This window comes from Scytonema sp. NUACC21 (assembly GCF_054684315.1).
Window position 1 is genome coordinate 1 of the sequence record NZ_BAAFZH010000093.1, and the last position, 13,573, is coordinate 13,573.

General features: G+C 43.4%; 12 protein-coding genes. 5 read left to right on the plus strand and 7 right to left on the minus strand.

Annotated features, from left to right (window positions below; translation table 11 throughout):
• Positions 1–1,005: FADH(2)-oxidizing methylenetetrahydrofolate--tRNA-(uracil(54)-C(5))-methyltransferase TrmFO (gene trmFO / locus ACYRY3_RS25915; protein WP_460204506.1), on the plus strand; the 1,005-nt coding region annotated here is incomplete at its 5' end.
• On the opposite strand, the gene egtB is transcribed toward trmFO, so the two are convergent.
• From egtB to ACYRY3_RS25930, 3 genes are all read right to left on the minus strand, one after another.
• Positions 1,002–2,243: an ergothioneine biosynthesis protein EgtB gene (gene egtB, locus ACYRY3_RS25920; protein ID WP_460204507.1), complete on the minus strand. Its 1,242-nt coding sequence runs from the start codon at positions 2,241–2,243 to the stop codon at positions 1,002–1,004. The two genes, trmFO and egtB, sit on opposite strands and share 4 nt — an antisense overlap.
• Complete coding sequence (gene egtC / locus ACYRY3_RS25925) at positions 2,218–3,006, minus strand: ergothioneine biosynthesis protein EgtC (RefSeq protein ID WP_460204508.1); 789 nt, start codon at positions 3,004–3,006, stop codon at positions 2,218–2,220. The genes egtB and egtC overlap by 26 nt, the downstream gene beginning before the upstream one ends.
• Positions 3,007–3,467: 461 nt before the next feature.
• Positions 3,468–3,899, minus strand: coding sequence for a helix-turn-helix domain-containing protein (locus tag ACYRY3_RS25930; protein WP_460204509.1), 432 nt, complete (start codon positions 3,897–3,899; stop codon positions 3,468–3,470).
• A gap of 309 nt (positions 3,900–4,208) precedes the next feature.
• Here ACYRY3_RS25930 and ACYRY3_RS25935 point away from each other — a divergent pair, with 309 nt between their 5' ends.
• A complete protein-coding gene (locus ACYRY3_RS25935; protein ID WP_460204510.1) occupies positions 4,209–5,375 on the plus strand; it encodes a hypothetical protein in 1,167 nt (388 codons plus the stop codon).
• A gap of 117 nt (positions 5,376–5,492) precedes the next feature.
• Here ACYRY3_RS25935 and ACYRY3_RS25940 read toward each other — a convergent pair whose 3' ends face one another.
• From ACYRY3_RS25940 to nagA, 4 genes are all read right to left on the minus strand, one after another.
• Positions 5,493–5,873, minus strand: coding sequence for a DUF423 domain-containing protein (locus tag ACYRY3_RS25940; RefSeq protein ID WP_460204511.1), 381 nt, complete (start codon positions 5,871–5,873; stop codon positions 5,493–5,495).
• Positions 5,874–5,902: 29 nt separating this feature from the next.
• Positions 5,903–6,385, minus strand: a complete 483-nt coding sequence (locus ACYRY3_RS25945) for a hypothetical protein (RefSeq protein WP_460204512.1) — start codon at positions 6,383–6,385, stop codon at positions 5,903–5,905.
• A gap of 175 nt (positions 6,386–6,560) precedes the next feature.
• On the minus strand, positions 6,561–7,247 hold the full coding sequence (gene bchM / locus ACYRY3_RS25950; protein WP_460204513.1) for a magnesium protoporphyrin IX methyltransferase: 687 nt from the start codon (positions 7,245–7,247) through the stop codon (positions 6,561–6,563).
• A 98-nt stretch (positions 7,248–7,345) separates the two neighbouring features.
• The gene (nagA, locus tag ACYRY3_RS25955) at positions 7,346–8,575 is read right to left on the minus strand and encodes an N-acetylglucosamine-6-phosphate deacetylase (protein WP_460204514.1); all 1,230 of its coding nucleotides are present in this window, start codon (positions 8,573–8,575) and stop codon (positions 7,346–7,348) included.
• Positions 8,576–8,734: 159 nt separating this feature from the next.
• Here nagA and purE point away from each other — a divergent pair, with 159 nt between their 5' ends.
• The 3 genes from purE (at position 8,735) to ACYRY3_RS25970 (ending at position 13,371) form a co-directional block, all read left to right on the plus strand.
• Positions 8,735–9,262, plus strand: coding sequence for a 5-(carboxyamino)imidazole ribonucleotide mutase (gene purE, locus ACYRY3_RS25960; protein ID WP_460204515.1), 528 nt, complete (start codon positions 8,735–8,737; stop codon positions 9,260–9,262).
• Between the two features lie 1,024 nt (positions 9,263–10,286).
• Entirely contained in the window at positions 10,287–11,732 is a 1,446-nt protein-coding gene (locus tag ACYRY3_RS25965; RefSeq protein ID WP_460204634.1) for an ammonium transporter, read from the plus strand.
• A gap of 286 nt (positions 11,733–12,018) precedes the next feature.
• On the plus strand, positions 12,019–13,371 hold the full coding sequence (locus ACYRY3_RS25970; RefSeq protein WP_460204516.1) for an ammonium transporter: 1,353 nt from the start codon (positions 12,019–12,021) through the stop codon (positions 13,369–13,371).
• The last annotated feature ends 202 nt before the right edge of the window (positions 13,372–13,573 follow it).

Genomic DNA, 13,573 nt, shown 5'->3' on the forward strand with positions numbered 1-13,573 from the left:
GATTTGACAGAAACTCTCTCTCGCCATCCCTTAATTGAATTGCGTCGGGATGAAGTGCGTGTGATACCAGAGGGAATTGTCGTTTTGGCAACAGGTCCTTTAACCAGTCCCGATTTAGCAGATGATTTACGTCGGTTCACTGGGATGGAATATCTGAGCTTTTTCGATGCTGCCAGCCCGATTATCGTAGGAGAATCAATTAACCGCGATGTTGCTTTTCTCGCCTCTCGTTATGACAAAGGTGAAGCTGCATATCTCAACTGTCCGATGAATAAACAGCAGTACTTGCAGTTTTGGCAGGAAGTGTCTGCAGCCGAACAAGTGGAATTGAAGGATTTTGAACGGGAAACAGCAAAATTTTTTGAAGGCTGTTTGCCAATTGAAGAACTGGCGCGGCGGGGAGAAGATACGATGCGTTACGGTCCCCTCAAGCCAGTGGGATTATCGGATAGCCGTACAGGGGAACGTCCTTATGCGGTGGTGCAGTTGCGGCAAGAAGACAAAGCGGGTCAACTTTGGAATATGGTGGGATTTCAAACAAACCTGCGTTGGGGGGAGCAAAAGCGTGTCTTTCGGCTGATTCCTGGTTTAGAGAATGCAGAATTTGTGCGGTTGGGAGTAATGCATCGCAACACTTTTGTCAATGCTCCACAACTTATGCTTCCCAGTCTGCTATTTAAACAGCGTCCAACATTATTGGGTGCTGGACAGTTGATTGGTACTGAAGGCTATGCAGCAGCATCTGCAGGTGGCTGGTTAGCGGGGACAAATGCAGCACGGTTAGCTTTGGGTCAAAAACCATTGACTTTACCAAATACAACAATGATGGGAGCGCTGTTTGAATTTATCAGTTCGGCTTCACCCAAGCATTTCCAGCCAATGCCTCCTAATTTTGGGATTTTACCAGAACTTGGTGAAAAAATTAAAAGCAAGCAAGAGCGTTACGGGCGTTACCGCGATCGCGCTTTAGGTGAAATCAAGCAATTCCTCATGCATTGCAGTTAGCTAGCACAGCGGAATCCAGCAAGAATTTGACGTACATTGGGATAATACCAGTTACGAAAACTACAACGTAGAGCCCAAGGACGTGTTGCCCAACTACCACCTTTTAAAACACGATGTTGGTTGTCAAAATAGACTTGGGAGTAACCTATGTAAGGGTAACTTTGGAAACCGGGGTAGCTATCAAACCAAGTAGCTGTCCATTCCCAAACATTTCCTAAAGTATCGTACAAACCATATGCACTTTGCCCAGCAGGAAAAGCATCTACAGGTGTTGTTCCTTTGATGAAGTTGTCATGATTGCAAAGTTGCGGTGTTGGTTGTTGGTTTCCCCAAGGATATGTTTGATGACAACGCGATTGAACATCCCAACTAGCTGCCTTTTCCCATTCCGCTTCTGTGGGTAGCCGTTTTCCGACAAACCTTGAATAAGCGTCTGCTTCGTACCAACTGACTCCACAAACAGGGTGGTTATCCTCAGTGCGATCGCCACTCCAGTAAAGTGGTTGTGTTACGAGTTCTGTATGTAGCCATTCCCAACCAGCTTTTGACCACCACTGAGGATTGTGGTAACCTCCTGCCTCCATAAAAATCCGATACTGCCCGCAAGTGACCGGATAGCGGTCAATCCAATAAGTTTCTAGATAAACTCGATGTGCCGAACGTTCATTATCCAGAGCATCAACTGAGTCGTTACCCATGTAAAATTCCCCAGCCCGGATTTCTATCATTTCCGGGGAGGGAGATGAGGGGGTAAAGGGGTGGCTTTGACTTTTGACCTTTGACCTTTGAGTTTTGAGTAGTTCCAGTAGAAAAGTAATTATCTCATTGTGTTGGCTTTCATGCTGAAGCATAAAGCGCCAAAGAGGGGCTTGCTCCTGTAAATCAGCGACTTCTAGGTAAGGGAGAAGTTTGCTTCTAATGGTGTCTAGGTAATAACGGGTTTCCTCTAAACTGGGTAGTTTAACACGTTCTGTTTTTGGTAAGCCATCAGCTGCGAACAACTTGCGGTACTGTGGAAACAAGCATGGAAAACTCGCAGTGCGTTCTAGCAGCCACAAAGATTCGGTGTAAGCAATATGCCCTAAGTGCCAGCCGACGGGGCTGAAGTCAGGATGGGCTTGCTGGCAAAAAGTTGCTTCGTCGATACCCTCAAAAAGAGTGAGAGTTTTGGCGCGACAAGCCTCAAAAGTGTAATAAATTGTTTCTTTTAAACTAGATTTGCTCAATTCTGATATCACAGTTATCTCCGACACTGATGATGCTATTTTCAGCAAAAGGAATCCATTGACCGGCAAATAGCGGTTCAGAAGCGACGATCGTGGAGTTTGGAAAAGTTGGATCGTCACACAACCAATAAAGAGAAGGAGCAGGTGATTTAGTGCTAAAGCGAGACGCGATCAGGCGATGTCCATCACTGATGACTAAATTGGCTAAAACATAGGTTTGATAGCTTTGCGCTAACTCTGCCAGCTTGAGCAATGTTGTGCGTAAAGCCTGTTCTAAACTTTCCTTTGGATTTATCAGCCACTCGTTCAGCACCAAAGCAAAAATATGTTCTGAATCTGTAGTTCCACCAATCCATTTGTAAATTTTATCGTCTAATTGGTTGCGTATTGGTCTAAAAAGTGTTTGCCGAAATTTGTCAATTCGACCGTTGTGAATAAAAAGCAGACGTTGATATTGAAAGGGTTGAGAATTACTAAAATCTAATGCTTGACCCGGTGTAGCACTGCGAACATAAGCGAGGATACATCCCGACTCAACGAAACGACTGAGACTTGGTAAGTTAACATCATTCCAAATTGGTAATGTATTTTTGTAGATAAACGGTTCAGTCTCTTTGTAAGAATGATACCAACCAACACCAAAGCCATCAGCGTTAACCACGCCAGAGAGCATTTCACGTGGTTGATAACTTTGCACTATGAGGGAGTGCTGGGGTTGATATAGTAAAGGTTCTAGAGAGATAGGTGAACCGAGATAAGCAAGTAATCGGCACATAAAGGGGACTTTTGCTCTCCATGCTGTAGATTTTCAGCTTTTTGGCTAAGAATTACTTAAATTTTGCATAAATTTACGTTAAGGTCGCACTTACTCTCCTCTCAATGCCAAAATATACTGCTAATATCAAGTCTGTTTCAATTGACCACAAAAAAACTACCCGACTTTCAACCCAGTCCTGATTTAGGGTTAGGGGTTGTGAAGCCGGGAGGGGGTAATACGCGAATTATGGGCAACTTACCTGACATGATGTTACCAGTACTTCATATAACTTCACATTATATCAGCGTCATCTTTGTTTGTAGAGAGAAGCACGTCGTACTCAGTCTGACTCCTATGGAACGTCTGGGTTGAAAGTAACAGTAATATGGTAAACCGAGAAAAATTTCAGGAACTCCAGCTAAATCGGGGTTCCTTTCAATGCAAATCATTTAATTGTGTGCTGCAACGTTGCTTGACTATCAAACTTGTTTGGCTAAATATGCAACTGTCAGGGAAATGACTTCAGCAATATCTTTAGGATTTAATGTATAAATTTTATCTAGCACTTCCTTTTTAACATCTTCAGAATCAGAATTGCTGTCATTCCTCGTTGCTAATGTTACTTTTTTTTCTAAACCATTACGGTAGATGAGGAGCGAAATCTCTCCATCTAGATAAAGCTGTAGTGTCATGGGATTACCACCACTCACCTTTGCCAATTGACGAAAATTCTTCGAGTCAGATTCTGGAATAGTCTTCCCTTTCAACCAGCGATGCACGGTGGAAAAATCCACACCAACAGCTTCAGCTAGGCTACTTTGAGTCCAACCGTCTTCTAATAACTTTTTGATCAACTGACTCAGCCGTTGTTGGCGCACCTGCACAGGCGAGGATTCTGAAGCAATAGTCACAAGTTTTACCCTTGCACTCTTCCTGTCAATTAATTTAATCTATAAGTATATGTCCTTACCCTTCGCAACGAGTCGCAATCCAGGTAAGACATTTCGGTATTTGTTTACTAAGGTTCTACTCTTAGTTTAAAAGCATAACTATTGAATTTACAAGGTTTCTAGAAGCTTTTTAAGGCAAGACACACTGCAAGTCTCTCCCCATGCCTGTAGATATGCAATAGTCACTTTGCTTGATGCAATAAAAAGTCTAGAAAAACTCAAATTTTATGACCGATTTGTCTTGCACTATGCAATAATGACTATTGCACGGTGCAAAATAGCAAAAATCAAAAACCCCAAATTTATCAGCAAGCCTGTATTGGGAAGTGCGAAGTGCTGGTAAAACAAGCTTGGGGCAAGACAGGAGGTAATTTGTTAATGTTATCCTTTGAGGATAATGTCATTGATTGTACATTTGAGTCCCAAAACACTTGTGAAGGTGAGGAAATAGGGTTATCTCAGAAATCTCAAACGGACATAGCTGAAAAGGAAAATCTTCCTGAGAAAGAAAATATCCTGACAGAAACTGAGGCTGTAGAACTCAGAGGTCTGGAGGCTAGAGTCCAGAAGGGTTTAAGAGCCTTTTGGGAAATAGGGCAAGCTTTACGCCAAATCCGAGAAAAACGTTTGTACAGACAAGAATACAACACCTTTGAAGAGTATTGTCACCAGCGTTGGGAGATATCCCGACGAACAGCTTACCAGTTGATCGACGCGGCGATCGTTTTGGAAAATGTGCGCAATTGCGCACAAAAATTACCCCTCAACGAAGCTCAAGTGCGTCCTCTAGTAGCACTACCACCTGAAAAACAACGAGAAGCCTGGAATCAAGCAGTTTCTACGGCTCCTAATGGTAAGGTAACAGCAGCCCACGTTCAGCAAGTAGTGAAAGAGTACCAGCAACTGGATGGTACAAGAACGCGCAAGAACGGTGGACGGCAAAAACAGGAAGTGGAAAATCAAACAAGCGATGTTTTGAGTTCTACTGAAAGTCCTTCTTGCAACATTACTGTTGAGAGTCATCTCTTACCAAACCAAAATCAAACGCGCAGTTGCTGGAACTGTCAGCATTGCAGCAGTGAAGCACTTCCAAACAAAGAAACTTTTTATTGCTTTCAATTGGGGATATTGAACTATTTAGAGAAAAATGGTGATACGCGAGGCGCAAGCTGTGAATTTTGGGCTCATCGTCTAACAGATTCAGAAAAACGCCAGCCTCAAAACCAAGAGACTTTCACTGTCACTTTACGCCTTCCAGCCTCAGTACAACCTTTGATGCAAGATGCTGCTAGAGCATCAAATCTAGCTTTAGCAGACTGGGTAGCTAAAGTCTTGTTAGTCGCAGCTTCTAAATCCAGAACTACTATTGATGAGGAGACGTTGAAAAATTTAGTGGATGAAGTCCTTTTGGAAATGCACCCAGCCCTCCTACATTAGGGATTTCCAAGAAATAAATTCTCCTTTGAATGTGGTAGGGCGTCCTCACCCGTCTTTTGTAAATGGCGGGTTGGAAGCCCGCACCGCAAGAGGAAATATGACAACGTGTCATGGAATCTAAAATTTTAGATGCCAAGCAGCAAAAGCCAAAGCACCCCAACCAGCAATAAAAGCAACCCCTCCTAGAGGGGCAATCGCTCCCAATAACTTAACACCACTCAGGCTCAGAGCGTACAAACTTCCCGAAAAAATGGCAATACCAATGATAAACAGCCATCCACTGGCAACAAGGGCTGGTGAAGGAGACTCGTTTTGAGCGAGTAACAATGTCACTGCCAACAGTGCAAGAGCATGGTACATTTGATAGTGAGTCCCAATTTCAAAAATTTCTAGCGATCGCTCGCTAAGTTTCTCTCGCAAGCCATGAGAGGCAAAGGCACCTAAAGCAACAGACAATCCGCCTAGTATGGCTGCTATGGTCAAAAAAATTTGGGTCATGGGGGTATGAAACTGTGCTAAATTGCTTTTTACAGGTCAAAATGGTAAGAGATTCCCCCTTCTTCACTTACCTTAAAATTAGCATTAAATATTTTTGCTTGCTCATCTAAATATTTTCTTGCCGTTGCTGGCGGTATATGAGACTGCATTGCAAAACTTAAAAGAGTAACGTGTCCGTTATTATCTTGAAGCATACGGTAAAAAGTAGACTGTAGCTCCTCACTCGCCTGCTGCTTAAGTGCCTTTTTATCCTGCTGACTTTGACGATACAATCCCAACGCCAGCCATATCCCCAGTATTGAGGTAGGAACGCCGAAAACCAGACCGTGAAAGATAGTATTATCTAGTAAATTAATAGCATCTTTGTTTATCATTTCTTGCTCGCCATGTAAACCAGGTGGAAATGGCTTCTGCATATTATTTTTTTGGATTGTTGCAGATGCTGATAGCGTCAAAAACATGAAGCCAAGTGTGAGTAGCCAACCAGCCGCCAATTTTTCAGCAGTCTTCATAAATTCTTGTATCTCTTATTTCAACCTTGCTTGTGATTCTAACCTCACTTTCCCTAAGCTTCCAGTGAGAATTTATCGTCATTAGTCATTAGTCATTAGTCATTCGCGATACAAAAAACTAAGGACAAAGGACAAATGACGAACAACACGGTTATGGTTGTTTGTACCCAGTTACTTAAGAGCGAGTTGCTTCAAGTAAACGAGAGAAGTAGAAGCGAGTTCGAGTCATAGACTGACGTTGAACCGAAAAGCCATTACTTGCCAAAATTTTCACCACATCAGACTCTCGGTGTAAATAAGCACGAGTCGCCTTACTAGGTCCGGGAAAGAAACTGCCAATCTTCTTCAATAAAGTGAGGGCAAAAGTTTTCGGCGCAAAACTCAGAATCAATCGTGACTGCGATAAAGAACAAAGATGAGAAATCATCTCTGCCGCTTTGTCTTGAGGATAGTGGATGAGAACATCCAAGCAAATGACTGTATGATAGCTACCGCTTAAAGTCTCTAAATCCTGCACAACAAAAGTGGGGTTTTCACCATTTCCGAAAATGTTTAAGCCTCGTTGTTTGGCTTCTTCCACCATTTTTTCAGAAATATCACTGGCGTAAACCTTTGCCCCTGCTTCTGCAAGCGGAATGCTGAGGCTACCGACACCACACCCAGCATCACAAATGGACAGCCCTGGCAGATTGTTATCTGCTTTCAGCCAGGATGTCACCGTATCCACAGTTTGTTGGTGACCATTACGGATATCTAGCTGAACTTTATTAACTTCACCATCACCGTAAATACGTCTCCAACGGTCAAAACCTGTGGAGTTGAAATAGTCTTTAACAATGGTTTTATCGTCAGTTACGTTCATGAAAGTCGATTTTCAAGGTTTCCCAAATGAATAATCGCACGCAAAGACGCGCTTGACGCTAAGAGGTTAAGAAGAACTTTGCGGCGAGCGACATCAGCTTAGCGCGAAACATGAGACAATAGTCTTTGCCAGGATAGTTCTTTTGTAGATTCTTTTAAGTGCCAGCGTAACAATTGAGTAGCAGAAGCACTGTAAAGAATTGTGGGTAAACCAATGGCGCTTCTTGGTGCAGCAGTGGCAAGTGAAATCGCCCTATCTACGTTACAAATTTCCCACTTCACCAAGTTTTGCACCCCTGTAAGTAGAGGAAGAGTTGTTCCTGATAAAGTTCCATCAAAAAGACGTGCTGTTCCTTGTGTCACTTCAATTTGGCGATTATCCCAAGGATACACCCCATCAGGTAGACCTAAAGGTGCAAGGGCATCACTCACAAGAAAAAGCCCATCCCATAAACTTTGATGAATTTCCTTTTGAGCGTCAGGAATGCTGGCGCGGAGTAAAATTTGCAGCACGGTTGGTGAGACGTGCTGACCATCCGCAATAAAACCACACATGATATTAGGATTGACAATTGCCATCCCTAATAATCCAGGTTCGCGATGGTGTAATGGGGGCATAGCATTGAAAGCGTGAGTTACCATTGTTGCACCCAATTCAAAGGCAGATTGTGCTTGGGCGGCGGTGGCTAGAGAATGTCCGAGACTAACAGTGATGCCCAAAGAACGCAAAAAGGGAATCACTTGATTCGTTGAATCTAATTCTGGCGCTAGGGTAATGATTTTCACAATATGAGCGTAATCACCCAAAACCCGTTTGATTTCTTCTAGAGTTAATGGTAATAAATACTCTGCTGGGTGTGCGCCACGTTTTCCATAATTCAGAAACGGACCTTCCAAATGCACGCCAAGAATTTTGGCACCCACTTTTTGAGTCAGCATATGCTTAGCTATGATAGCAAGAGCCCGCTGAATATTGTCTGCTGAAGTCGTGACAAGAGTGGGTAAAAAGGCGTCTATCCCCAAATTCCACAAATATTTACAAATGTCTGTCAGTTGGTGCGAGTTTTCTGGTGAAAGGTCAGTAAAAGCCAATCCCAACGCGCCGTTAATCTGTAAATCGACGCCACCCAAAGAAATCCAGTCACCTGCAACATCCCAAACTTGCAAGTTTTCTGGTGGGACGCGTTCGAGAACTTGAGACATGGGTAGGATGTGCTCGACAATGCCTTGGGGATTTAACAAGATCATCTGTAACTCTTTGTAACCTGGCACCCGAGCATTGATAATGTCTACTGGAGTAGCAATGGGGCTATATATTGCTTCTGTCATCACATACGTTGGCGAGAGAAACAGCTTTGTATGAACTGATTTTAGAGGCAACTCTCTCCTGTTGAATCAGAAATCAACACACATAGGTGTACCTTATCGACTCCATAAATGAGATTATGATCTCCATACACTAATTTCTCCCAGAGTCCCCTCCTTATTATGACCCCTCTTGTCGGAATTATCATGGGTAGCGATTCAGATTTGCCAACCATGCAAGGTGCGATCGCAGTTTGCGAAGAATTTGGTGTAACATCTGAAGTTGCCATTGTCAGCGCCCACCGTACTCCAGAACGTATGGTGGAATATGCTAAGTCAGCACATATACGTGGTATCAAGGTGATTATTGCTGGCGCAGGTGGTGCTGCCCACCTTCCTGGAATGGTAGCATCATTGACTCCCCTCCCTGTGATTGGTGTTCCTGTTTTCAGCCGTCACTTGCAAGGAGTTGATTCACTATATTCTATAGTACAAATGCCCGCAGGTATACCAGTAGCAACTGTTGCTATAGGCAATGCAAAAAATGCTGGTCTTTTGGCAGTACAAATTCTTGCTACCCATCAACCAGAATTACTGGAAAAAGTGCAGCAATACCGTCAGAATTTGTTGGAAACAGTCATGGCTAAGCAAGCCAACCTAGAACATCTTGGCTATCAAGAATATCTAAAACAAATGGGCTCTTCCGGATGAATCAGTTATTCTTTATACATTATTTTTTACTTGATTAAGAATGAGTTTCGGTGAATACTGGCATTACGTGACTAATTATTTACACCCATGACAGTATACCTTATGACACCATTGCAATTGTTAATGCAAAAAGGACAATCGTCAAATTGAGATTGCCTTGCAAAAATAATTCATGAAACTTATGAATAAATTTTGAACATCTGTAGATTTGTGTGGGAGATAACAAAACAAAAATTTTAGAGAATAGTTAGAAAGTTTTTCAAAAAAACTGTATTGAAATTTACAGAATGAGGATGATATATTCATTCTGCTTCAGATAGTTTGAAAAGTGTTGACAGTGAACGATCGACAGCTTTACCAAGACAGTGGGATTTAAATAAATACAAGATATCAGACAACGCTTGAGCAAGGAAACAGGAGGAAAAAACATTAAAGCTATAAAAATAGCAGTAAAAAGGGACTAGTTAACCCAAAAAGCACTTAATTAGCTTATTGAGATTGTGTTGCAAAGATTTTTAGTAGCTCGATAAAGTATTATGTTATAACGAGTAAACTAACGATATTAGTACCTCCAAAAGGTACTTAGTAAAGAGTCAATAAAGTGGTCTTGACGGTTTTGGAAATTACATAATAATTTTTTAAGAATATTAGGAACAGCTGTAGAGGTAGCACCAGTTTATTGACGGCGAACAAACTTAATTTGGCATTATGATTTTCAATCAACCGCAATGGGAATGAAAATCGGCTAGTTTGAGTAACCGACTTGTTTAAATGTCAAATGTAAAAAACGACTCCCACCAGGCTTCAGACGTTACCTAATCTTTACTCAACGTGTTTTTCCGGTAGAAGGATGATTAAGAGCATGATGATAAAGAGCACACACAAAAACAAATCGAGGAAAAAAAATAGGCGGCGGTTATTAGATCGGGGAATATCAGCACAAAATAATCTATTTGTCAAGAAATTGAGCGCATCTATCAAGCGCTTGTCTCCAAGCTGGCAAGCTTGTATCCCTTTAGCTTGCATGATTGTGCTGGCTTGGGGGTGTGCGGCAGTAGCTCAAACCCCAGCAGGCCCAACCACAGCAGACCTGAAGGTAGCGCTAGATACTCTATGGGTAGCGATCGCAGCCTTTTTAGTCATCTTCATGAACGCTGGTTTTTGTATGTTAGAAACCGGCTTCTGCCGTCAGAAAAATGCAGTTAACGTTCTTGCCAAAAACTTGATTGTATTTGCTCTCGCCACCATTGCTTTTTGGGCAATAGGTTTTGGTTTGATGTTTGGCAATGGCAATGACTTCATTGGCTTGAACGGCTTTTTCCTGCAAGGTGCAGATAACAGCCCTGCAACAGGAGATGCCTACAAAGGTGTTTTCAGTGCTCTGAGCTGGGCTGGTGTTCCACTGGCTGGCAAATTTTTATTCCAGTTGGCATTTGCGGGAACAGCAGCAACGATTGTGTCTGGTGCTGTCGCCGAACGGATTAAGTTTGTTGACTTCCTAATCTTCAGCCTCTTACTTGTAGGTATTGCCTATCCCCTCACCGGGCACTGGATTTGGGGAGCTGGCTGGCTCGCAGATAGGGGCTTCTGGGATTTTGCCGGTTGCACAGTGGTTCACTCTGTTGGTGGATGGGCAGCATTAATGGGAGCTGCGTTCCTCGGACCGCGTCTGGGTAAATATCAAGATGGGCAAATTGTTGCCCTACCCGGTCACAACATGAGCATTGCTACTTTAGGCTGTTTAATTTTATGGTTGGGCTGGTTTGGTTTTAACCCCGGTTCAACGATGGCTGCCGATCCCAATGCAATCACTCACATTGCTTTAACAACTAACTTGGCAGGTGCTGTCGGTGGCATTGCTGCTACAGTAACAGCTTGGTTGTATTTGGGTAAGCCAGACCTTTCGATGATTATCAATGGAATCTTGGCAGGTTTGGTTGGCATCACAGCGTCTTGTGCTTACGTCACTCTCGTTGGTGCCTTTATCATTGGTCTCGTCGCTGGAATTGCGGTCGTTTTCTCTGTCACCTTCTTTGACAGAATCGGTATTGACGATCCAGTGGGAGCAACCTCAGTTCACCTGGTATGTGGTATCTGGGGGACTTTAGCGGTTGGCTTATTTGCTGTTGGTCCTGGTGTTGCAACTTTCCCCTGGTACACAGAGACCCTTGGTCCAGCAAAAGGGTTGTTCGCTGGTGGGGGCTTAGGACAACTTTTAACTCAGTTGCTGGGTGTTGTTTCAGTTGGCGGTATGACCGTTCTCTTGAGCACGATCTTCTGGCTGGTACTTAAAGCAACTTTAGGTATCAGAGTATCCAGAGAAGAGGAAATCGAAGGCTTGGATATTGGCGAACACGGTATGGAAGCTTACAGCGGATTCCTAAAAGAAACTGGTGCAAGCGGATTTACGGAAGCGGGTAGCCACGCAGGTGGGGTTTCGCGACCTGGAGATATACCTACAACCTTGTAACTTCTCAAAAGTCAGAAATCATGTACAAAAGAAGCCTGCCCGAGCAGGCTTTTTGTTTTCCCAAAAATCTTAAGTATTGACTAAATTTGCTAAGCGGGGAGTTATTACATAAATCTTAATGAATTGACAACTGCAGTAAGAAGTATAAAATCCATTAATATTGTAAAAATATCAAGGTTTTGTAACTTTAGATACGGTTTATTGTATCAAAAGTAACTGAAATATATATACCTCACACAAAATTGTTGGTGCGCGGGAACAAAAGCAAGTGTTGAAGAAAGTTTTTATGATTGGGGTTATGACCCTAATGTTTCTGGGTGGACCGTTGATAGGTAATGCTGTTGCTCAAGGTACCGCAACTCCGCCCGCTCCCGATACAGGATCTACAGCTTTTATGCTGATTTCAGCAGCACTCGTGTTGCTCATGACACCTGGGTTAGCCTTTTTTTACGGGGGATTTGTGCGATCGCGCAACATCCTCAATACCCTGATGATGAGCTTTGTGCTGATGGGAATAGTTGGTGTAACTTGGGTACTGTGGGGGTATAGTCTCTCCTTTGCACCTAATGATTCAATTCTTGGTAAATTCATCGGCGGATTTCAATGGTTCGGTTTAAATGGGGTTGGTTTTGAGACAACCGATTATGCACCCAAGATTCCCCATCAGGCATTCATGATTTATCAAGCCATGTTTGCCATCATTACCCCAGCTTTGATTTCTGGGGCGATTGCCGAACGGATGAACTTCACAGCATACACTTTGTTTGTACTGTTGTGGTCAACATTTATTTACACCCCCCTAGCCCACATGGTGTGGGGTAAAGGAGGATTTTTGGGTTTATTGGGTGGTATAGGAGCTCTTGACTTTGCTGGTGGTACAGTCGTCCATATCAGTTCCGGAATCTCTGCCCTCGTCGCCGCGATCGTCCTTGGGGCGAGGAAAACATATCCGGATCGCCTCAGCCCCCCTCATAACGTCCCCTTCATCTTGCTGGGCGCTGGCTTATTATGGTTTGGCTGGTTTGGCTTCAACGCAGGTAGTGCATTGGAAGCAAATAATCTAGCAGTTGCTGCTTTTGTCAACACCAATACAAGTGCAGCCGCAGCGACTTTAACCTGGCTGATTCTAGAAAAATCATTGCGGGGTAAACCAACAGCCGTGGGTGCAGCTACAGGAGCAGTTGCTGGATTGGTAGGCATTACTCCAGCCGCAGGATTTGTCACACCCCTAGCAGCAATTCTGATTGGGAGCATAACTGCCTTTATTTGCTTCTACGCCATTAGCTTTAAGCACAAAGTCAATATCGATGATGCTTTAGATACCTATCCCGTACATGGGGTAGGTGGTACAGTGGGCGCAATCCTGACAGGTGTCTTTGCGACTACGACAGTCAATTCAGGCGGAAAAAATGGCTTGTTATATGGGAATCCGGGTGAACTCCTGGTAGAACTGGTAGCGATCGCTGTTGCATACATTTTTGCTGGAGTTGGTACCTGGGTTATTCTCAAAATTCTAGACGCTACAGTGGGTTTGCGAGTCAAAGAAGAAGCAGAATTTCAAGGTTTGGATATCAACGAACACGGTGAAGAAGGATACAACGAGGAATTTGGAGAACGCATCAATATCAGTAATAAGTAAATGAGAATAGCAAACTAACCCATCCCCGCTATATTTAGCCAAAAGTATGGTGGGGATTTAAGTAGGTTGGTGAGAAAAACGTAACTGGTAAGGGTCGTCCTCAGTCATCTGTCATTGAGAGCCACTACGTTGCGGCGAACCCAGAGAAAGTAGGCGATCGGACCAGGGAAAGGAGGCGGGGTTCCCGCATTGTAGCAAGTGG